This is a genomic window from Aminobacterium thunnarium, assembly GCF_055390565.1.
In genome coordinates this window covers 2004241-2026474 of record NZ_AP042412.1, presented here as the reverse complement: position 1 = coordinate 2026474, position 22234 = coordinate 2004241, and the positions used below count along the sequence as shown (strand labels likewise).

The following is a 22234-nucleotide window of genomic DNA, read 5'->3' as shown; positions in this document are numbered from 1 at the left end:
AAAATGGGACTCCAACAAGATTTTACTTTTCTTCATTGTGCTGATTTACATCTAGATAGTCCTTTTCGAGGAATTCGCTCATATTCGCCAGTTATTGCTCAAAAATTGAGTAAAGCTGTATTTCGTTCTTTTGAAAGGATTATAGATTTAGCACTTCAGGAAAAAGTAGATTTTGTACTTCTTGCAGGGGACCTTTATGATAGCGCAGATCGAAGTCTTAGTGCTCAGATTGCTCTCAGAGAGCAACTTGTTCGCTTAAGTTATGCCGGAATTTCTGCCTATATAGTTCATGGAAACCATGATCCTCTCAATGGAGACCAGGCAAAACTAGCCCTTCCTGATAAGGTCTTTCGTTTTAAGAATGAGGTAGAAGTTTTTCCATTGCAGACAAAAGATGGTTTGAACATTGGCAATATTATTGGATATAGCTATCCAGAGAGTGAAGAGAATAAGAATATTGCTCGTAAAATGGCGGAATCTATTCAGGGTGCAGAAGGTTTTAATATAGCTCTTCTTCACTGCAATGCAGGCGGAATACAAGATTACGCGAATTATGCTCCTTGTGTTCTCGATGACCTCCGACAATCTTCAATAGATTATTGGGCTTTAGGGCATATCCATAGACCTCTTGTAATATCTCGGCAAGATCCTGTTGTTGTTTATCCAGGAACGATTCAGGGAAGAAGTATTCGTGAGACAGGGGCTCATGGATGCTATCTTGTAAAAGTCAGTGCAGGAAGGGCAATTCAATCTATTTTTTGTCCCACGGATCAGATTCGTTGGGAAGAAGAAGAAATAGATACCTCTCATTTAGAATCAGATCAAGATATTTTTGAAGCCCTCCATGCACTTCGAGAAAAACATCGGACAATAGCTGAGAAAAGAGGCATTATGCTTCGAGTTACTCTTACAGGGAATACATCTCTTTCCCGCCGTTTATCACGCGAAGGGTATTTGGAAGAAATGGCTGAAGAACTTAATAAAACAGAAGAAACGCTTTCTGATTTTGTTTGGTTTGAACGCATTCAGAATAGAGTGCATCCACTCTATCCAATAGAAAATATGCGGAAGACAGAATCATTTATTGGTGATTTTATTCGTGAAATGGATACTTTCAAGTCAGAATGTTGCGGCAGAGAAAACTTTTTCTCCGTTATAGATGAAGCACTTGGAACCACACGGTGGAGAGGCAGAGAACTTGATTCTTTTTTAGAAGAACTTAGCGCAGAAGAAATAAGAGAAATTGTTGAAAAAGCAATGGTACAAGGATTAGATGGGTTGCTTCAAGGGGAGGATAACCTCTTATGCGATTTGTAGAATTCAATATTGAAGGTTTTGGTCAGTTAAAAAATGTAACGGGTCGTTTCCCTCCAGGGTTATCCCTCATTCTTGGAGAGAATGAAAGTGGCAAAACAACCCTTATGAATTTCTTTCGCTATTGTCTTTTCGGGTGTCCTGACGGGCGTTCAAATCGTAATTTATATCTTCCTCTAGATGGAGGAAATCAACGAGGGCAGTTAACTATAGAAGCTTTCAATGGAGAGTCTTTGTGTTTGAGCATGAACGGGAAAAAAATTAGTTTTTCAGAAAAAAACAGAAAAAGGACAATTGAAGACATTTTAGGATATATAGATCAAGAAGCGTATGAGCGTATTTTTGCTATTGGGCTTGAAGATATGCAAAAAATCAAGCCACTTAACGAACAAGCAATACAGAGTCGTTTCTTTTCTGCCGGAGCTGGTTTGGGAACGGCCTCTCTCCCCGCATTCATTTCTTCACTTTTAGAAAGAGAGAAAAAACTTTATAAAGAGCAAGGTCGTGGGCGGTCTTCGACGGAAGTAAATATTCTTTTAGAGAAAATAAGGGGAGCGAATAAGCGTATAGAAAGTCTTCAACAGTATAAAGATGAGTATCTTCAAAAAAAGAAAGAGATAGAAGCAAATAGTCTTGGCATAGAAAAAATACGCAAAGAACTCTCATCTATTTATCATGATGTATCTCTTGTTGAATGGGCAGAGAAAGCACGCACCCCGTGGGTAGAGATGCTTGAAGCCCAAAAAAAATTGAAGAAGATACAGTTTGCTATTTCTTTTCCTGATGATGGTTGCCAACGTTTTCTTGAGATGCAGAATGAAGAAATAAAAAGAAAAGAAGAATTGGAAGAACTTGAGACGAAAACATGCAAACTTGAAGAGAGATTGAAAGAGTTTGACCTCCCTTCCATTGAAAAAGTTCTTCAGTGCAAAGAGAGTATTCGTTCTATTTCACAAGACAGAAACAGAATAGTTCGAGAAGAGGAGTGTATTAAAAGAAAAGGGGATGAAATTGAAGATGATGAGCTACATCTTGTAAAAAAAATAAAAGAACTGTGTAAAGATTGGACAGTAAACGATCTGGAGTCTTTAGATGTTTCCTTTAGTATATCGAAAAAAGGAAGCGACATAAAAGAAAAAAACGACAAACTTGAGCTTCAATACTTAACGAGAAAAGAGGCACTAGAACAGGCACAAAAAGAATTAGAGGGGAAAAAGAGTCTTTATTTATCGCATGAAAACCAGGTAGAAAAAAGGAAGGAACAATTGCCCCCCATGTCTGTTGAAGAAATAAAAAAGAGCAGGTCAATTTTGCGACAAATTGTAAAAGAGCGAGATCAACTTCAAGCTCAAATGGAAGCAGAAGCAAAGAATATAGATATTTTATTGTCAAAAATGAAATATAAAAATTTGAGTTTTTTGATGATTCTTTTGGGATTTGTAATGTTAGTCTTAGGCTTTTTTGGTACGTGGTCCCCATCTTTTATAGTTGGGAGTACGCTTTTTGTTGCAGCTTTTACTCTTTTGATACCGTACATTCGCGCAAAACGGGAAATCATAATTAAAGAAGATTTTTCTTCTTCTTTACAAAAAAGAGATAAGGAGCAAGAAAAGGAGTTTCTTAGAAGGCTGCAAGAGATGAACTTCCTTTCTTCTCCACAAGAATCTGTATGCTTTGAAGAAGTAGAAGAATATATCGATAGTTGTTTTGAGAATGTACAAGCATATTTGCAATCCCTACAGCTGCGAGATGCTTTTGCAGAGGAGGTAGCATCTTGCGAAAAGAAAATGAATCATTGTCAGAGAGAACTTGATGAAACAGCAGACCTTTTACACAATCTCAGACAAGAATGGACTTCTTTTCTTGAAGAAACAGGTTCTCCTAAACAGTTGAAAATTGAGCATTGGAGTGAATTTGAAAGTCATATAAAACAGCTTCGCCAGAATCTTGAAAAAATTAAGGAGATGAAAAAAGATTACTCTTCCTCACAGGAATATATTGAGAAAAAAAGAAGACAACTTCAAACTATATTAGAAGTTTTGCCGTTGTCTTCCGTTTTTGAAAATAGCTCTCTTGTCTCTTGTATCGACACTCTTACTTCTTTGCTTGATGAGACTGAGCTACAAAAAGAGAAACTAACGGCTATAAAAATAGAAAAAGAGCAGTTAATAGAGTCTCACAAGAGAAACGTTCTTTTTTTGAGTCAAATTCAAGAAAGTAAGTTAAAGCTTTTCGAAGAAACAGGTGTCAGAAATGAGAATGAATTTACAAATATGGCTGAAAAATGGCAAGAAGCCAAGAAATTAAAAGAGGCAATTGAAAATAATAAAATGTCTCTTCTTGCTATATCTGGTGGAAAAGAACATCTAGAGCAGGTTTTAAGTCAACTTGAAAAAAGATCTCCGGCAGAAGCTCATCTCTATAAACAGGAGAAAGAGGAGAAAAAAGGATTCCTTGCAGATAAATTAGAAGAACTAAACCAAAAACAAGGTCATTTGAAAAATAGGCTCGAAGAACTCGAAAAAAATAAAGAACTTGGTGGGCTATTCTTAGAAAGAGAAGCGTTAACAGAAGAACTTCGACGTACTTTGAAAGAATGGCTATCCGTTGTTATATGTCGCTATGTTCTGGAACAAACCCGGCAAAAACATGAAAAAGAAAGACAACCGGAAGTTTTTAAAAAGGCAGGAAAATACTTGCAACTTATGACGGATGATAGATATACGCTTCTTTCTACAGCTTCGGAGCAGGGGGGCTTTTCAGTGGAACTAGAAGAAAAAAACGGATTGCTTCGCAAAAAAGAAGATATTTGGAGCAGTGGTCTTGCCGATCAAGTCTATCTCTCTATTCGGCTTGCTTTGGCGACTCTTTATGGGAAAAGGATGGAACCTCTTCCTCTTGTTCTTGATGACGTTCTTGTTCGTTTTGATGAGAAAAGACAGATAGGTGCTCTAAAAGCACTTATGGAAATTGCATTACACCAACAAGTGCTCCTTTTCTCATGTCGAAGAGATTTAGTAAACATTTTTTATCAAGCTAAGGAAAATTTAGAAAATAATGTCAGTGTTTTTACAATGAATAACGGTAGTTTTTCTCATTTAGAGGATGTAGTATGATGTAAAAATGACTCCAGTATGGATTGCTCTTTATGATCCAGATCCGAAGGCTCTTTCTATAACATACAACGTTGTGGGTTCTGTCGAAGGAATTGAAATAGTTGGTCATGGGGATACGATCTCTCGTTTTGAGCAGATATTAAACCGATATTCTGTGAACCTCGCTATTATAGATCCTTTTAGTTCTGAAGAGAGCTTTGAGCAGTTAGCTGTTCTTTTTCAGGATCTCAGGCCTAAGGTTGATGTTATAGTTGTTTCCCATGAACTTGGGGGAGACTCCATTGTTAGTGCATTTCGTATGGGAGCTTTCGATTATATTGCCAAACCTTTTACATATGAACGGTACCGAGAAAGTTTATACAGATATCGTTGTTACCATTCTTTTCTTGTCAATACTTCCCCAAAATGGAATCAAAAAAATATTGATCTTTTAAAACGAATTCGAATGTCATCTCACTTTACATCTCAAGGTCTACCCAAAGGACTTCATAATGAGACTCTTTCTCGTATACGAGACGTTTTACGGCAAACCAACGTTCCCTTATCTGCGTCAGATATCGCTAAAAAAACGAAATTAGCCCGGTCAACTGTTTGGAAATATTTATCGTATTTATGCCAAATTGGTGAAGTAATGAGTTTCAATCAATACACGCCGAAAGGGCGCCCCCTCCGTTTATATTCTTTACTGCATTGATGACAAAAAGAACTAAAATAAAACAAAAAGAACTAAAATTGTTTTCCCACACTTTCTTTGATTAAATATGCCTTTAAGTTCGTCTTTATGGTGGACAATGTATATTGTATTTTTGGAGGGGAAAGAAGTGGGATTCAACAGGTTGGGAACACGCATCGTTGCTCTTGTCGTAGGCTTTTTAATAATAAGTGTGGGGATAATCGCAGTTGGTTCTGTAAGAATCAGTAGTCGCGGTTTAACGAACATGTCGATTTATTACGAATCAGCAGTAGCAAAGGAAAATGCAGAAAATCTCAATGGTGTTTTTATGGAATTTACACAAGCTGTTCGAGATATCCAGAATAATGTTGCTGCGTACTTCGATAAAAGCGATATGGCTTCAATTCCATCGCAATGGTCTGCATTTACATCGGATATTTCTTTAATTCTTCAACTTTTAGCAGAGGATTTTCCTCATGTGAGACAAGTCTTTATTACCTTAAACCCCGAAGTTTTAAAGACGCAAATGATATGTGATTTAACACTATCTCGTAAAGATGCAAAATCTTCTTTTAAATCTATTGAGGATAGTGAAAGTATTACAAATTTGCTTAATCGCAATAACCCTGAGACAGAGTGGTTTTGGGGAGCTTTGGATAGTAAAAAACCAGTATGGGGAGACCCACAAGAGGCAAATGGCATGTATGTTATGACTCTTTCTATGCCAGTATTGAAAGATGGCAAAGTCTTTGCCGTAGTGGGGATGGATTTTGACGCGCAATTTATTCCTGACAAGCTACGGGAAGAAAAAATTTATGATACGGGATATGTGTGGCTTTTGAATGAAGAAGGAAATTTCCTTTACCATCCTGTCGAGGCCTTTATGGGCAAAGGGCTGGATGAGATAGAGAATGGTTACTACGCCCAATATTGGGATCAAATAAAACGAGAGCCCCAGGGGCGTTTCAAATCAAAGTTGCGTGGAGATATTATTGCTGTTTCTTACGCAACCCTTCCCAATGGAATGGTTTTAGGTACTCAGGCTTCGGCATCAGAAGCCCTTGCTCCAGTAGCTGCTTTAAAGAAGGCTACCCTTCTTATTGCGGTTGTTGTTTTATTCGTGGCGATTATCATAACGTCATGGGTTATCAGAAAAATGACAAAGCCTCTGCAGGATGTGGCCAAAAAGGCTCTATATATTACAGAGAATAGCGATCTTTCTGTTCGACTAGAGACAGACTCGAAAATAGTAGAAATAAGGGCAATAGTAGACGCGCTCAACGCTATGGTCGTAGGCATATCTGGCATAGTTTCTGCAATTGTGAGAAGCTCGAAAACAGTTTTGAACAAGGCTGAAGATATGAGCGCTGCCTCAGAGGAGTCTGCTGCGGCTGTAGAGCAGGTTTCTGAGTTGGTTAAACAGTCAGAAATGAAAACACAAGATTCTGCTGCTGCCACACAGCAGGCTAATGCAGGCATTCAAGAAGTTGCTGCCGCTGCCCAGACAGGAGCAAAAGCTGCATCTGAAGCTGGAGAAAGCGCAGTAAATATTGCTAATGCAGCTGAACGAGGCGGAGATGCGGTACGAAAAATGAGCACTCTGATCGACGAAACATCGACTGCTGGGGGTAATGTCGGTCAGGCTATTCGTCTTCTTGCCGATACTGTCGAGAAAATATCAAGTTTTGTCAGTACTATTACCGCTATTGCAGATCAGACGAATTTACTCGCATTAAATGCTGCCATTGAGGCTGCAAGAGCTGGCGATGCGGGCAGAGGTTTTGCTGTTGTAGCAGAGGAAGTTCGTAAACTTGCCGAGGAATCGGCGAAATCTGCGGAAGAAGTAAATCACGTTATTATTGAAATTAGCGAAAGAAGTCGAAAAGCGCTGACTGACCAGGAAGGTGCAGAAAAATACATGGTTCAATTGGTGCAAGAGGCAAAAGAGACTAAAGATATTATTGATCATGTTGTTGTTCAGGTTGCCCAGGTTTCGGATCATGTCCAGAGCATTGCAGCTACGATGGAAGAACAATCCGCAAGTGCAGAGGAGATGACAGCTGGAATGGATAGCGTTGCACGTACGGGACAGGAAATATCTGATCAAATGAAGCAGATTACTCAGGCAACTGAGGATCAGGCCAAAGTAACAGAGTCTATTGCTCAGTCGGCAGAAGAGATGGTTACTCTCAGCCGTGCAATGGAAGATGCCGTTGCTCGTTTTAAATTAGAAGAGGAAGAAAAGTCTTTAGCTACCTTATAGACAGTCTTGACTGAAACTTTTTCTCTGAAGCTACGATGGGACATGTTTATGATAAATCCCATCGTAGCTTTTTTAAACTGAAATATCATTTTTTAACAAGAGCTCACCGAGCTCTTCAAGTTTGGGCCTTGCGTCTTCGGCTTTAACACGTCCAAGTTGAAAAACTAGGGCATCAATAATTGTTAAAAGTGTTACTGTTGAATAATGGTTCGTATTTTGTGGAGCAAGAAGCACCACTGAAGCAAGAGGAGCCGCAACATTTGAAAGGTTGTTAGTAATGAGTACAACAGGAATTGAATGCTCATGAGCATACTTCACAGCATTAATAGTCCTCTTCGTATAGTGCGGACTTCCCGCCATCAGAGCGATAAGCACATCGTTTTCATCCATATCATAAAGTTCATCAAAGAGATTATCCGATCCTGATGCATCCCCAAGATAGATATTTTTAAAGAGTTGGTGTAGCAGTGCATGAAGATAAACAGCTAATCCTCGAGTTGAACGGAGTCCGAGAATATAGATTCTCGAAGCTTTTTTTATCGTACGAATCGCTTGAGGAAAGCTTTCTGCTAAATGTTGGCTATAAAGAGATTGCAAGCTTTGTATATTATCTTTTATTACTTGTTCCAGAACGTTCAAACTTGAATCTCCTGTAATATTCTCTCTCAAACGATCAAGAGGAGGGGGTGTTGTAGATGAAACAAGCACGTGCTGCAGTTCTTCTTTGAGTGCTGTGTAACTTTTGAATCCAAGGCTTCCTGCTGTTCGAATAACAGTAGCTGTACTCGTTTGTGTAGCTGCTGCTACTTCCTCAGCTTTCATGAATGCTGTTTGTTGATAGTGGGCAAGAATATAATCGCAGACATTTTTCTGCTGAGAGGGCAAGTTTTGACGAATGGCCCGTATATGCTCAAAAATATCTTTCCCATTCTCATTTCTATCGATTAAATTTTTGTTTTTCCGATTATGCATAATATGCCTCCCTTCATTGATGGATAATGTATACTTGAACAAATAACCTGCCGATTATGTTGACTTTCGGTGCCAATAAAATTATAGTGTCCGTAATATGAATCTAGAAATATCATTTTATATCATGTTGATACTTTTATATATCAAAAGATTGATAAATCTGTTTGTTATTTATATCTCAAATCCCTTTTGTGGCAAAGATCAACTTTGTATTTAATAAATATATCATTATTTTAAGGGGGAAAAAGGATGCGTAAGTACGGAAAAGGTTTTGTTGTTTTTCTCACGATGGTTTTGGTTTTGGGAATGTCATTTTCAGCCATGGCCGTAGAGCGTTATTCGCTTGCTACCGGGGGAACGGCCGGAACGTATTACCCTATAGGTTCAGCTATTGCTTCTATCATAACCAAATATGTACCGAATATTGAAGTTACGGCAGAATCAACGGGCGCTTCTGTTGCGAATCTGAAAATGATTCGTGAGGGCAACGTCGAAATGATGATGGGTGCTTCTAACACGAGTTACGGTGCCTTTAGCGGACAGCCTCCCTTTGAAAAAGAACCTGTGGAAAATATTCGTGGCATTACATGTCTCTATCCTGAAATTTTCCAATTTGTCGTTTTAAAAGATTCCAATTTAAAGAGCATTAAGGATTTGGCTGGTAAAAAGGTGGCCGTAGGTGCTCCTGGAAGCGGAACCGAAAGAACTGCCAAGATGGTTCTTGAAGCTCACGGCCTAGGCTATGATAAAATTTCCCCTCAATTCCTGAATTTTGGTGAAGCTGTTACAGCTTTGAAAGATCGTCTTATTGACTGTGCCATTATAGGGTCGGGTATTCCTACATCTGCAGTTGTCGATGCTTCTACTACCCTTGACGTTAACCTTCTTTCTCTAGATTCCAATATCATGAAAGATTTTTTGAAAGATCGCTCTTATTTGACAATGGTTACCATTCCTGGTGGAACCTATCGTGGTGTTAACGAAGATGTTTCTGCGGTAGCAAGCCCGGCTTTGCTTATTGCTCGTAAAGATTTGAGCGAAGAATCCGTCTATCAAATAACAAAGGCTCTTTTCGAACATCTTGACGTTCTTGCCGATTCTCATGCTCAGGGAAAAATGATCAGATTTGAGACGGCTCTGAGCGCTATGTCTATTCCTCTTCATGCAGGTGCCGCAAGATACTACAAAGAAAAAGGTGTAGATGTAAGCGGTTGGGTTATCGAATAAGGTTTCGATAACGACTTCTGAAGAGGGGTATGCCCTTGTGCCCCTCTTCATCATTGGGGATGAAAAAAATGAGAAAAAGACTTTGGGGAAGTCTCATTTTTTCGAGTGTAATTTTAATTTGTTATTTTCTTTTCTTTTATCCCGTTCTTGTTCTCAATATAAAAAATTACAAGACAGGTCGCGTGTTGTATCGGCAAAAAGTATCTGTGGGGTACTCCTTCGCTACGTATATCAGGCACTCTGTTCACCTGACGCCTGTATATGAATATTACAAAGTTAACGATGATGGCATGCTTCATGTAGTTGAAACACGATTGCAGGATTTAGGGTGGGGTGTTCCTTCTACATGTAAGCAGGAAGTACGCTTTGAAAATGGATTTATGGTTATCCGTGGCCTTAATATCCCGTTGAGCCTGCTTCCTTTCAGAGTTAGTTACGTAGCAGCCCCACGCCTGCTCTTGGATGGAGGGCACAGAGATATCAATTTAAAAAATTACTTTAATGATATGGAACGCATGGATATATCAGCCGAGAAAATGTCGTATTTCGAGTACTTGACGCGAGGTGAGTCCGATGTTTTTCAAGAAAAAAGAACAGGAGAATCTTACTCCTGAGGAAAAACTTAAAGAACTCAATGAAAAGTTTGAAAAAAAGAGGAATTTGACGGGGATAGCCGCAAAAATATGTTCTATCTTGGCAATATGTATGTCGTTATATCACATGTACTCGTCAGGGATACATATGCTTCCTCAATTTCAACACCGGGCTATACACTTAGCATTTGCCTTGGCATTGACGTTTTTCATTTTTCCTGCAACAAGTAAACAAAAAAACAGACTCCCTATCTGGGATATAGTTGCAATAGTTTTTAGTTTGGCTGTGGGGGCTTACCTCACATTGGACTATATGAATATTGTTTTCCGAATGGGAGATCCTATCGCAAGAGATATTGTAATAGGGGCAGTTATGATTTTTCTTGTATTGGAGGCAACTCGTCGAACTATGGGATGGCCCCTTGTTATTGTCGCGATATGTTTTCTTCTCTACGCTTTTTTCGGTCACTTGATACCTGGAACCCTTGGGCACAGACAGTACGGAGTCGAACGTATTGTTGAACATATGTTCCTGACAAGTGAAGGTATATACGGCGTAGCTATTTATGTAACTGCGACTTTTGTGTTTCTATTTATTCTTCTCGGGGCATTCCTCACAGAAACTGGTGGTGCACAGGCCTTTATCGACTTGGCTTTTTCTCTGACAGGGCGTTTCAGAGGAGGTCCTGCAAAAGCTGCGGTTCTTGCAAGTGGGTTAATGGGAACGATTTCGGGCAGTTCTTTTGCAAATGTAGCAGGCACCGGAACATTTACCATTCCATTGATGAAAAGCGTAGGGTATAAACCGGAATTTGCTGGTGGTGTAGAGGCTTCTGCTTCCACTGGAGGACAAATTATGCCTCCTATAATGGGAGCCGCTGCTTTTATCATGGCAGAAATGACAGGTGTCCCTTATGGGAAACTCATTGTTCATGCTGCAATACCGGCTATTTTGTATTACGTTGCCGTTTTTATCATGGTCGATATGGAGGCTGCGAAGCTCGGTCTCTTTGGAATGAAAAAGAGTGAACTGCCGGTCTTTTCAAAGGTGTTTAAAGATGGAGCATTCTTGCTTTTAGCTCCCTTCAGCATAGTGTATATGTTGCTTGCGGGATATTCTCCGATTAAGGCTTCTGTTACAGCGGTGCTCATTGTAATCATTACAAGCTCTTTCAGAAAGGCAACACGAATGTCTCTTAAATCTTTTTTAAGGGCTTTGGACTTAGGGGCACGAGGTGCTTTAAGTGTTATTGCAGCATGCGCAGTTGCAGGTCTTATTGTCGGAACCGTTACATTGACAGGTTTGGGCCTTAAATTTGCTGATTTTATTATCGCTCTATCAGGAGGTCAGCTTCACTTGGCCTTGTTACTTACCATGATTGCTTCCATTATCATGGGAATGGGCATGCCTACCACAGCTCTTTACATTATTTTAGGCTCTATGGTTGCTCCGGCCCTTGTAAAACTCAGCGTTCCAGTTGTAGCCGCCCACCTTTTCATTTTCTATTTCGGATGTATGGCGTCAGTAACGCCTCCTGTTGCTCTAAGCTCATATCTTGCCGCAGCTATAGCCAAGGCCGATTCTGTAAAGACAGCACTTCAAGGGCTTAAGCTTTCTTCCTCCGCTTTTATTTTGCCCTTTGTTTTTGCACTTTCTCCTCGAATTTTATTGCTGAACACCTCTCTTGGTTCGGCCACAACAGCTATTATTACCGCCACTTTAGGGGTCGTAGCCCTTTCCGCTTCATTGGAGGGGTATTTAATGGGACGACTTCCCCTCTTGTTAAGAGCTGTTGCTGGAGTAGCGGCAATATGTCTTATTGATCCAGGTTGGCTTGGCGACGTCATTGGTCTGGTGATTCTTTCTGTAATTCTTTTATCTCAACTTATTGCTAGAAAAAAGCGATATGAAGCTAGGGACGAGGTGAATTCTCTTGAATAAAGTCGCAGTACTTGGAGCTGGCAATGGTGGTTTAAGTATGGGGGCATATTTGTCCCTGCGTGGATGTAGCGTACATGTTTTTGATAAATTTCCAGCAGCTATTGAAGATATACAGGCTGCAGGTGGGGTGACTTTGAAAGGCGTTTCTCTCACGGGTTTTGCAAAGTTTGATGTAATCACAACAAGTATTCCGGAAGTTATGGATGGATGCGATGTCATTTTGGTTGTGACTCCCGCTTTTGCACATAGAGAACTTGCTACGAAGATGGCACCATATTTGACAAAGGGTCAAAAAGTTATTCTGAACCCTGGACGAACAGCTGGTGCTCTAGAGTTTTATTTGACTGCAAAAGATGTAAATCCCGAGGCTGACTTTATTGTTGCCGAGACTCAATCTCTAATTTACGCGTGTCGAAAGACAGGAGCGGCAGAAGTTACTATCTATAAAGTGAAAAAAGAAATGGAACTTGCTGCTTTACCTGCGTATAAAACAAAAGAAATTTTGGCGGAAATGCTGCCATATTATCCGCAATTTATTGCCGCTGAAAATGTGCTGGAGACAAGCTTCTTAAATATTGGAGCAATTTTCCACCCTACACCGGCATTGCTCAATATTGCAAGAATAGAGGGAAAAGATCTCTTTGAGTATTACATGGATGGAATTACTCCTTGTGTCAGCAATGTTTTAGAACGGATAGATGCAGAACGTGTTGCTGTTGCTTCGGCACTCGGTATTGAGACAATGACATGTATTGAATGGCTTGAAGATGTCTATGAAATTCCTCATATGGATGGAACGTCGATATATGAAGCAGTTCAGAAACAGGAAGGATATCGTGGCATAGAAGCGCCAAAAAATCCTTTCGCACGATATATTTCAGAAGATGTTCCAATGAGCCTTGTTCCATTAGCAGAGTTTGGACGTATTGTTGGAGTTCCCACTCCCACAATGAATCTTATGATTGATCTTGCAAATTTAGTTCATAAAACGGATTACCGAGAGAGAGGCAGAACTCTTGCACGTCTTAAACTTGAAGGCGTATCTGTTGAAGACTTAAAAAAATTTGTTACTGACGGTACTCCATTTCCTAAAGATGTGGAGAAAGGGAGGGAAATAGCATGACTCAACGACGCGTAGAATTTTTATATTTGACGCAACAGGATGTAATAGATTGTGGAGTAACTAACATGGCAATGGTGATGAATAAGATAGAAAAACTTTTTTCCCTCCGTGATAAGGGAGAGACGATTTTGCCAGATAAAGTTGCCCTGCGTTGGGGAGATGCCGATTCCGAAGCACAGACGGGGCGTATTAATGCCATGCCGGGCTATGTTGGAGGAGATGTAGATGTCGCAGGCATAAAATGGATAGCCAGTAAGCCTATGAATCCGCGTCACTATAATATGCCAAGAGCCTCAGCCCTTACCATTCTCAATAATGCTGAAACAGGTTTCCCTCTTGCTGTAATGGACGGTACAGTGATTAGTGCCATGCGTACAGGGGCTGCTACTGGTGTTGCTGCAAAATATCTTGCCAGAAAAGATTCAAAAGTCCTCTGTCTGATCGGTGCAGGAACGCAGAATCATACCCAAATGATGGCTGTTAAGACAGCTCTTCCCGGAATTAATGAAATTCATGTCTATGATATATCGATGGACCGTGTAAAAGCTTTTATCGAGAAAGCGAGAGAAGAAGTTCCAGATGCTCACATAGAAGCCTGCGTATCTGCTCCTGAAGCTTTAAAGGGAGCAGATGTTATTGTTAGTGCCACAACGGCAGTTTCTCCTATTGTCAAAGCTGAGTGGGTAGAAGATGGGGTTTTTATTTCAAATGTAGGTAACTATGAATACGAATTTGATGTGGTGAGAAAGGCCCAAAAGATTGTTACTGATGATTGGGATGGAGTTATTCATAGGGGAATACAGACTATTGCCAAAATGGTTTTGGCCGGGGAACTTTCTAAAGAGCGATTCCATGGGAATATAGGGGAAATAATCAATGGTAAAAAAGCGGCCAGGGAAAATGATAACGAGATTATTTTCTATAACGCAATAGGAATGGGCATAGAAGATATTATTGTTGCAAAAGAGATTTATGATCGTGCATTAACGCTCAGGAAAGGTCAAAAACTTACATTGTGGGAAGAACCCTATTGGGTTTGATGGCTTATTCTGATCTGTATTTATATGCAATTTGGGGGAAAGGGTTTACGCTCTTTCCCCTGTCTGGCGAATGGCTACTTTTGTTCCGTAGACAATTGAAAACCCGGTATACCCTCCCTTAATAGCATACCCATAATATCCCATGGAAAGCAGTGCGAGGTGGCTATCGTAATCTTCGAGAGGAACTTCAATATGCTCGTGAGTGTATATATGAGGTAATGTCCGAATGTCCTTATGCAGAATAAAACGAAGATAGCCTCCGTATTTTTCTTTTAAATCAACAATCAAAAACCCGGAACGGAGTACATTCCTGAGGCTGAAAATATTCAAAGGAGATATAGTACTATGAAGGTGATATCGTTCAGGGTAGAGGATTTCTTCGGCTTTCAGGAATGTAAAATGTTGAATGTAATTCCCGCGAAAAGCTTTTTCCGTTATACAAAAATCCATTACGGCAATATGATCTCGTTCAGAGGGATGAAGTTGTAAATCTTTTTGAGCTTCCTCCATATATTTTCCCCCGTAAGAGATGGCTCGTATCGCAACAAGATAATCACTATCGAAAATACCAATAACAAAACCTTTGCCAAGAATACTTTCTTCAATAGTATGCTCTGCACAAAAAATATTTTCGTCGCCAATTTCCAGAGTAATTTTTCTATGGAGGTCAAGGGCCGAAGGTGTGTCTTTTTCTGCAAGCAATCGCATAGTACATAATACATTCTTGCGAATTCCCTTTTCTTTTTTCACTAGAAAGAATCTCTCGTTAAGCGCATGCTCCATACGTTCACCTCTTTTCTCAGAATCATGAGATAATTATACATGAAAGAATTAAGCACAAAAATATTTTGTTTATGTTTTATTTTTAAAATTTGCTTTGACCAATATTGACAATAAAGGGGGAAGAAGTGTAATATTTATTGGTCAACAAAGGTCAGTAATACCGGGAGGGATGATTAGATGAAGAAAGCAGTCGGTATTGATCTTGGAACGACCAATTCTGTCATTTCTGTAGTAGAGGGAGGATCTCCTATTGTCATTGCAAATGCTGAGGGAAGTCGAACAACGCCATCGGTGGTTGCTTATACGAGAGACGATGAGCGATTAGTAGGAGCAATGGCCAAGAGGCAGGCAACCTTAAATCCTGATGGCACTCTTTTTTCTGTAAAACGTTTTATTGGACGAACTTTTGATGAAGTTACTTCAGAGATGAAAATCGTTCCATATAAAGTTAAGGAAGGTCCGAATAGGGCCGTACGTTTTGAAGTGTTTGGTAAGGAATATGCTCCTGAAGAGATAAGTGCACAGATTCTTAAAAAGTTGGTTAATGACGCAAGTAGCTATCTGGGAGAAAATATCACAGATGTTGTTATTACTATTCCTGCATATTTTAACGATGCCCAGCGCCAGGCAACGAAGGATGCCGCAACAATAGCCGGGTTAAACGTACTTCGTATCATTAACGAACCTACGGCGGCTGCCCTAGCCTACGGACTGGATAAGCAAAAAGAGCAAAAGATTCTAGTTTTTGACCTTGGCGGAGGAACTTTCGATGTCTCTATTCTTGATATAGGGGAAGGGGTTGTTGAAGTCCTCTCTACCTCTGGAGATACCCATCTTGGCGGTGATGATTTCGATAAGGTGGTAGTTGATTACATCGCTGACGAATTTAAGAAAGAAAATGGCATAGATTTAAGAAACGACAGGCAGGCTTTGCAACGGCTTTATGAAGCGGCTGAAAAAGCGAAGTGCGAACTCTCGGGTAGAACATCTACGGAAATCAGCTTACCCTTTATAACAGCTGACGCCACGGGCCCTAAACATCTCAGTATGAACTTTACACGGGCCAAATTCGATCAGCTTACAGAGCCTCTTGTAAAACGTTGTATTAAGCCGATGCAAGATGCATTAGCAGCGGCAAAACTTTCTCCTTCAGATATAGACGAAGTTGTTCTTGTCGGTGGTTCTACGCGAATACCGGCGGTACAGGCTCTTGTAAGGAAGTTTACGGGTGGGAAAAATCCGAATATGTCAGTTAATCCCGATGAAGTGGTAGCTGTAGGTGCTGCTATACAGGGTGGTATTTTAAAGGGCGAAATGAAGGATGTCCTTTTGCTCGATGTTATTCCTCTTTCTCTTGGCGTTGAAACCATGGGCGGAGTAATGACAAAACTTATAGATAAAAATACGACGATTCCCTATAGAAAAACAGAGACATTTACGACGGCGGAAGATAGCCAGCCCGCAGTAGATATTGTCGTTCTTCAGGGAGAGCGAGAAATGGCGGCAGATAATAGAATCCTTGGCAACTTTAAACTTGAAGGGATCAGAAAAGCTCCTCGGGGCATTCCTCAGATAGAAGTTACCTTTGATGTTGATGCCAACGGAATTCTCAAGGTGTCTGCCAAAGATAAAGATACAGGTAAGGTTCAACAGATCACCATTGCAGGGTCTACCAATCTCGATAAAAGTGAAGTTGAGCGAATGATACATGAGGCACAGGAACACTCTGTCGAAGACAGGAAAAAACGAGAAAAAGCTGACGCAAGAAACGAACTTGAAACTCTCGCTTACAGGTTGGAAAAAGAGTTGGCGGACAAAGAGAGTGTTTTAGAAGAAACGCAGAAAGCAAGAGCACGTAACGTGCTGGAAGAATCAAAGGAACTGCTTAAAAATTCTGAAGCAAATGCAGAAAGTATGAGAGTTAATATTTCAGAATTACAGCAGGTTTTACAGGTTGTATCTTCAGTAAGTGGAAAGCAAGAATCTCAGGATCAGAACAAACAAACGGAAGATGTTGTCGATGCAGAATTTACTGATCCCGATCAAGATTGTAACAGTTGAGGAATATAGTTGAGGTTTGGTAAGCCTCAGAAGGGCCGGTGAAAGAGCACCGGCCTTTTTTTGTACATCTTAAAGGTATAATACCTATATATGAAGGGGGGAGACGAGTGACCATTGCTTTTGAACCTATAACTTTAGAGAGACGAGATGATTATCTCCATTTATACAATCTCACTCCTCAGAAGGCCTCTGATTATAGCTTTATTAATCTTTGGGCCTGGCATAATGACAGAAAGTATGAATGGGCTTTTGAAGCTGATCTTTGCTGGCTTCGAACTACTTCTTCAGAATCTATTCAGTGGGCTCCTGTAGGATCATGGCATAGTATAGACTGGCGAAATGTTCTTTCAAAACTCTTTCCCAACGGTGTTGTATTTGATAGAGTTCCTGAAAATTTGGCAAATATTTTACAGCAAAGTCTGGGTGACGATATACAATTAGAAGAAGAACGAGAAGAGTGGGAGTATATTTATCGAGTATCTGATCTTATTGAACTTTCAGGTAATCGTTTCCATAAGAAAAAAAATCTTTTGCAACAATTTATTCGTAGCTATGACTATTCTTATTCCCCAATAACCCTAGCAAACATAGGGCATATCATAGAATTACAAAAAGAATGGTGTGAGTGGCGTAATTGTGATGATTCTCCAGGGTTAAAAGCAGAAAGTTGCGCTATTCGCCGTGTACTAGAGCATTGGGGAGAAATGCCGTCTATTTCAGGTGGTGTTCTCTCTGTGAAGGATCAAATGGTTGCCTATACAGTGGCCGAGAGTATTGATAACGAAACAATTGTTATTCATTTCGAAAAGGGAATGACTGATTATAAAGGCGTCTATCAGGCGATTAACCAGATTTTTCTTGATCAGAGCGCCCATTCTTTTGAGTGGGTCAACCGTGAGCAGGATATGGGAAGCGAAGGCATCAGAAAGGCTAAAATGTCGTATAACCCTGCTACTTTTCTTAAGAAATATCGAGTAACGTGGGGTGCATAATATATATATATAAACGATCTAGGAGGGACATACATGCTCAACCAAGCCATCGACGGGCTGAAAGACGATCTTATTTCAGCTATACAAGAATCTGTTCGCATTCCAAGTGTTGCAGGAACACCAGAGAAAGATGCTCCTTTTGGACAGGAAGTGAAACGTGCTCTCGACCATGCGTTAAATTTAGCGGGAAGTATGGGTTTCCGAACGAAGAACGTAGATAATATGGCAGGGTACGCTGAGTGGGGTGACGGCGAGGAGATAGTTGCTGTTTTAGGACACCTTGATGTTGTTCCAGAAGGAAGTGGATGGACCTACGCTCCATATGGCGGCGATATTCATGATGAAAAAATATGGGGACGTGGCGTTCTCGATGATAAGGGGCCGACTATTGGAGCTCTTTTCGCACTTAAAGCTATTAAAGAGCTTGGTATTCCTTTAAAACGACGTATTCGAGTTATTTTCGGAACGAATGAAGAGTCGGGAAGTCAGTGTATGGAGCGATATGTTCAGACAGAGGAACTTCCGGCTGCAGGTTTTACTCCAGATGCTGAATATCCGATTATCTATGCCGAGAAGGGTGTTTTGACAATAACATGCAAGGCTCCTTTTAAAGGGGAAGGGGCTGTCAGCGTAGTATCTATAGAGGGAGGAGTGGCTCCTAACGTAGTGGCTGCTACTGCTCGTGTTCTTCTTAAGGCGTCGGCTGAGGATAGAAAACGTCTTGCCTCTATTGTTGATTCATGGAATGGACCCGAAAAGAGCGGATTTAAAATTGTAGAGGATAGCTCTAGCGGAACCCTTGATATTGCAATTCAAGGACTTCCAGCTCATGGGAGCACTCCTGAACTTGGTGTAAACGCTTTACTTTGTCTTATCGATATTTTGTCAAAAGTAAACTTAGGTGGAGAACAAGCATCTTTTGTGAAGGCTCTTCAAAAGGTTGTTGGTTTTGAAACTGATGGGACTTCGCTGGGAGTTGCTATGGAAGACAGCATTTCTGGGCCATTGACTGTCTGTCTTGGAACCATGCATGGCGACGATTCAGGCATTTCATTTACTTTGAACCTACGCTATCCCGTAACGAAAAAGCGGGAAGAAGTGTTGCCCTTTCTTACGGAAACACTGGAAAATGCAGGTATAGAGGTTGCAGATGTTCGACATGCAGCACCCCTTTATGTTGATCCGGAATCGGAATTGATTCAGACTCTCAAAAAGGTCTATGAGGATCAGACAGGGTTGAAAGCAGAATTATTGGCTATTGGCGGTGGAACGTATGCCAAAGCTATGCCAAACGTAGTTGCATTTGGGCCAATTTTCCCCGGGCAAACATATACGATTCATGAAGAAAACGAATGTTGGTCTATTGAAGATTTGGTGAAAAACGTAAAAATAATGGCTCACGCCATGGTGGAATTAGCTCGTTAACGTAAGGAGTAGACGTTATGAACGAAAAAAGGTCTTGTTGGAAAGGGTTTGATCTGTATTGTGAGAGGTTACAACAATTAAGCAGGGCTCTTCGCCACAGGAATTACAGGCTTTTTTTCGGAGGAGAGGTCGTATCTTTATCTGGCCTCTGGATGCAGAGAGTAGCTATGAGCTGGTTAGTCTATCGATTGACCAGCTCTGTTTTTCTTCTTGGTGCCGTTGATTTTGTTGGGCAGCTTCCTGTTTTTTTTCTGGCTTCCTTTGCAGGCGTATATCTTGAAGGCTGGGATTTACGCCGAGTCATTATCATTTGTCAGATTTTAAGCATGGTACACGCCTTTCTTCTCGCAATTCTTACTCTTTCCGGAGTAGTTACCTATTGGCATATTATTGTTCTCAGTGTGTTGTTGGGAGTGGTAAATGCCTTTGAAATTCCCGCGCGACAGGCTTTTATTATTCATATGGTGGAAGACAGGCAAGATTTAGGAAATGCCATTGCATTAAATTCGTCTTTATTCAATGTGGCCCGTCTGCTTGGACCTTCTCTGGCTGGTGTTGTTATAGCGTTAGTAGGGGAAGGAATTTGTTTCTTGCTGAATGGTTTCAGTTACGGTGCGACACTTTGGGCTCTTTTTGCGATGAAATTGAAACGTGGAGGTCGTACCTTTACGGAGAAAAGGCCTTTCCTTGAAAATTTTTTCGAAGGGATTGCCTATGTTCGGGGTTTTTTCCCTATTCGTGCTGCGCTGATGGCCCTTGTTGTCGTAAGCTTTTTTGGACTTCCCTACCTTGTTTTGCTTCCGGTTTTTGCTAAGGATATTTTGTCAGGTGGTCCTCAGACACTGGGATTTCTTACAGCTGCAAGTGGAATGGGAGCATTGGGTGGTTCCTTTATGCTTGCTCTTCGTAAAACCCCTGTAGGTTTAGGAAAAATAATGGCTCTCGCCATGTCTGGATTCGGCATATGCGTTGCTTTTTTTGCCTTCTCGCGGTGGTTCCCTTTTTCTTTGCTTCTTATGGCAGGCATAGGGTTTACCATGATCTCTTCTATGGTTGCCGGAAACACGCTGATTCAAACACTTGTAGACGATGATAAGAGGGGGCGCGTTATGAGTCTCTTCATCGTAGCATTAACGGGAATCGCTCCTTTCGGAAGTCTTTTCGCCGGTTGGTTGGCCTCAAAAATAGATGCTCCTCTTACTTTGGCATGTGGCGGCTTTATATGTGTTGGTATGGGAGGATGGTTATGGAAAAAATATCCCGTTCTTTGGGAATATGCCGAACCCGTCTACAAAAAGCTTCATCTTATTGATTAAAAGGAGGTGCCCTGGTGAAACGGGAGAAGTACGTTATTATCGGTGGCGATGCGGCGGGAATGACAGCAGCAGGACAAATACGAAAGTTACAGCCTAAATCTCAAATTGTTGTATACGAACGCTCCCCTCACACATCCTATTCAGCATGCGGTATGCCATATCTTATAGGCGGGCTTGTTGAAAATGACACAAAACTCATTGTTCGTACGCCAGAAGAATTCATGGCGAAAAAAAATATTGAAGCCTTTGTTTTCCATGAAGTTCTTAGTGTCGATATTAAAGCCCGGACACTGGAAGTCTTAAATATACAGACAGGTAAACTTTTTACAGAGTCTTTTGATTCTCTGCTTTTTGCTACTGGGGCTGAGCCAATTCGTCCCCCCATAGAAGGAATTGACGGAGAGGGCGTTTTTTCGTTAAGTGTCTTGCAGGATGGTCTCAGACTTCAGCGTTTTATTGAAGAAAACAATCCTCAAAAAGCTGTAATTGTAGGAGGCGGCTACATTGGTCTTGAAATGGCGGAGGCTTTCTGCCGACGAGGTATGAATGTTAGTCTCGTAGACCGTTCTTTTCAGGTTATGAATACTTTCGATATAGATATGGCAGACCATATTGCCGATGCTATTCAGCACGTAGGAACATCTCTCTACCTTGGAGAAACCCTTAAGGCTATTGAATATAATAATAATCGTATTAAGGCTGCTATAACTGACCAGCGAAATATTCCTGCTGATATTGTTATTCTTGGACTCGGCGTTCGTCCGCACTCTAAATTGGCTAAAGAGGCCGGATTACCCCTAGGCGTGAAGGATTCTATTTTGGTAAACCAAATGATGGAAACGGAGATCGAGGATATCTGGGCTGCTGGCGATTGTGCGCAGACGTGGCATCTCGTTACAAATAAGCCTTTTTGGGTGGCCCTAGGATCTGTTGCCAATAAGACGGGCAGAATTGCCGGTATAAATATGGCTGGCGGAAAAGAGCATTTCCCAGGAGTTGTAGGAACTGCGGTAAGTAAGCACTGTGATCTCGAAGTGGCCAGAACGGGTTTATCTGAAAAGGAACTTGAAGATCTCGATTTCCATTACGAAACGGTGACAATAAAGAGCAAAGTTCAAGCAGGATATTATCCCGGTGCGGGAGATATTCATGTGAAAATGATTGCAGAAGTTCCTGGTGGGCGTGTTCTCGGAGCTCAGATTGTTGGCGCTCATGGAGCAGCTAAAAGAATAGACGTTGTGGCTACGGCTATTAGTGCTCAAATGACTGTTCGTCAGCTAATTGATCTGGACTTAGGCTATGCGCCGCCTTTTTCTCTACCGTGGGATCCTATTCAAATTGCGGCACGTCAGCTATTGTAAAATACACTGTAATCAGGCAAGAAAAGAGGGCCC

General features: G+C 40.9%; 16 protein-coding genes. 14 read left to right on the top strand and 2 right to left on the bottom strand.

What is annotated here, in order from left to right:
• Nucleotides 1–3: 3 nt before the first annotated feature.
• The 4 genes from ACZ5GY_RS09945 (at nucleotide 4) to ACZ5GY_RS09930 (ending at nucleotide 7366) form a co-directional block, all read left to right on the top strand.
• Entirely contained in the window at nucleotides 4–1317 is a 1314-nt protein-coding gene (locus ACZ5GY_RS09945) for a metallophosphoesterase family protein (RefSeq protein ID WP_213691413.1), read from the top strand.
• Nucleotides 1305–4430, top strand: coding sequence for an ATP-binding protein (locus tag ACZ5GY_RS09940; protein ID WP_464111831.1), 3126 nt, complete (start codon nucleotides 1305–1307; stop codon nucleotides 4428–4430). The genes ACZ5GY_RS09945 and ACZ5GY_RS09940 overlap by 13 nt, the downstream gene beginning before the upstream one ends.
• A gap of 7 nt (nucleotides 4431–4437) precedes the next feature.
• Nucleotides 4438–5124, top strand: a complete 687-nt coding sequence (locus tag ACZ5GY_RS09935; RefSeq protein WP_213691411.1) for an HTH domain-containing protein — start codon at nucleotides 4438–4440, stop codon at nucleotides 5122–5124.
• A 127-nt stretch (nucleotides 5125–5251) separates the two neighbouring features.
• The gene (locus tag ACZ5GY_RS09930) at nucleotides 5252–7366 is read left to right on the top strand and encodes a methyl-accepting chemotaxis protein (protein ID WP_213691410.1); all 2115 of its coding nucleotides are present in this window, start codon (nucleotides 5252–5254) and stop codon (nucleotides 7364–7366) included.
• 72 nt (nucleotides 7367–7438) lie between these two features.
• Here ACZ5GY_RS09930 and ACZ5GY_RS09925 read toward each other — a convergent pair whose 3' ends face one another.
• Nucleotides 7439–8338, bottom strand: coding sequence for a MurR/RpiR family transcriptional regulator (locus ACZ5GY_RS09925; protein ID WP_213691409.1), 900 nt, complete (start codon nucleotides 8336–8338; stop codon nucleotides 7439–7441).
• 249 nt (nucleotides 8339–8587) lie between these two features.
• Here ACZ5GY_RS09925 and ACZ5GY_RS09920 point away from each other — a divergent pair, with 249 nt between their 5' ends.
• The 5 genes from ACZ5GY_RS09920 (at nucleotide 8588) to ACZ5GY_RS09900 (ending at nucleotide 14263) form a co-directional block, all read left to right on the top strand.
• Nucleotides 8588–9565: a TAXI family TRAP transporter solute-binding subunit gene (locus tag ACZ5GY_RS09920; RefSeq protein ID WP_213695165.1), complete on the top strand. Its 978-nt coding sequence runs from the start codon at nucleotides 8588–8590 to the stop codon at nucleotides 9563–9565.
• Nucleotides 9566–9633: 68 nt separating this feature from the next.
• On the top strand, nucleotides 9634–10179 hold the full coding sequence (locus ACZ5GY_RS09915) for a DUF1850 domain-containing protein (RefSeq protein ID WP_213691407.1): 546 nt from the start codon (nucleotides 9634–9636) through the stop codon (nucleotides 10177–10179).
• The gene (locus ACZ5GY_RS09910; protein WP_464111830.1) at nucleotides 10139–12100 is read left to right on the top strand and encodes a TRAP transporter permease; all 1962 of its coding nucleotides are present in this window, start codon (nucleotides 10139–10141) and stop codon (nucleotides 12098–12100) included. The genes ACZ5GY_RS09915 and ACZ5GY_RS09910 overlap by 41 nt, the downstream gene beginning before the upstream one ends.
• The gene (locus ACZ5GY_RS09905; protein WP_213691406.1) at nucleotides 12093–13223 is read left to right on the top strand and encodes an NAD/NADP-dependent octopine/nopaline dehydrogenase family protein; all 1131 of its coding nucleotides are present in this window, start codon (nucleotides 12093–12095) and stop codon (nucleotides 13221–13223) included. Before ACZ5GY_RS09910 ends, ACZ5GY_RS09905 begins: the two co-directional genes overlap by 8 nt.
• Entirely contained in the window at nucleotides 13220–14263 is a 1044-nt protein-coding gene (locus ACZ5GY_RS09900) for an ornithine cyclodeaminase (protein WP_213699797.1), read from the top strand. The genes ACZ5GY_RS09905 and ACZ5GY_RS09900 overlap by 4 nt, the downstream gene beginning before the upstream one ends.
• Nucleotides 14264–14308: 45 nt before the next feature.
• Here the strand turns inward: ACZ5GY_RS09900 and ACZ5GY_RS09895 are convergent, their stop codons facing one another.
• The gene (locus tag ACZ5GY_RS09895; protein ID WP_464111829.1) at nucleotides 14309–15013 is read right to left on the bottom strand and encodes a hypothetical protein; all 705 of its coding nucleotides are present in this window, start codon (nucleotides 15011–15013) and stop codon (nucleotides 14309–14311) included.
• Nucleotides 15014–15223: 210 nt separating this feature from the next.
• Here ACZ5GY_RS09895 and dnaK point away from each other — a divergent pair, with 210 nt between their 5' ends.
• The 5 genes from dnaK to ACZ5GY_RS09870 all read left to right on the top strand — a co-directional run bounded on the left by dnaK (nucleotide 15224) and on the right by ACZ5GY_RS09870 (nucleotide 22201).
• On the top strand, nucleotides 15224–17107 hold the full coding sequence (gene dnaK / locus ACZ5GY_RS09890) for a molecular chaperone DnaK (protein WP_464111828.1): 1884 nt from the start codon (nucleotides 15224–15226) through the stop codon (nucleotides 17105–17107).
• 107 nt (nucleotides 17108–17214) lie between these two features.
• Nucleotides 17215–18099 (top strand): DUF2156 domain-containing protein, encoded by an 885-nt coding sequence (locus ACZ5GY_RS09885; RefSeq protein ID WP_213691402.1) that lies wholly within the window; start codon nucleotides 17215–17217, stop codon nucleotides 18097–18099.
• A 33-nt stretch (nucleotides 18100–18132) separates the two neighbouring features.
• Nucleotides 18133–19524, top strand: coding sequence for a dipeptidase PepV (gene pepV, locus ACZ5GY_RS09880; protein WP_213701565.1), 1392 nt, complete (start codon nucleotides 18133–18135; stop codon nucleotides 19522–19524).
• A 17-nt stretch (nucleotides 19525–19541) separates the two neighbouring features.
• Nucleotides 19542–20840, top strand: a complete 1299-nt coding sequence (locus ACZ5GY_RS09875) for an MFS transporter (protein ID WP_323402008.1) — start codon at nucleotides 19542–19544, stop codon at nucleotides 20838–20840.
• A 14-nt stretch (nucleotides 20841–20854) separates the two neighbouring features.
• The gene (locus tag ACZ5GY_RS09870) at nucleotides 20855–22201 is read left to right on the top strand and encodes an FAD-dependent oxidoreductase (protein WP_213701564.1); all 1347 of its coding nucleotides are present in this window, start codon (nucleotides 20855–20857) and stop codon (nucleotides 22199–22201) included.
• The last annotated feature ends 33 nt before the right edge of the window (nucleotides 22202–22234 follow it).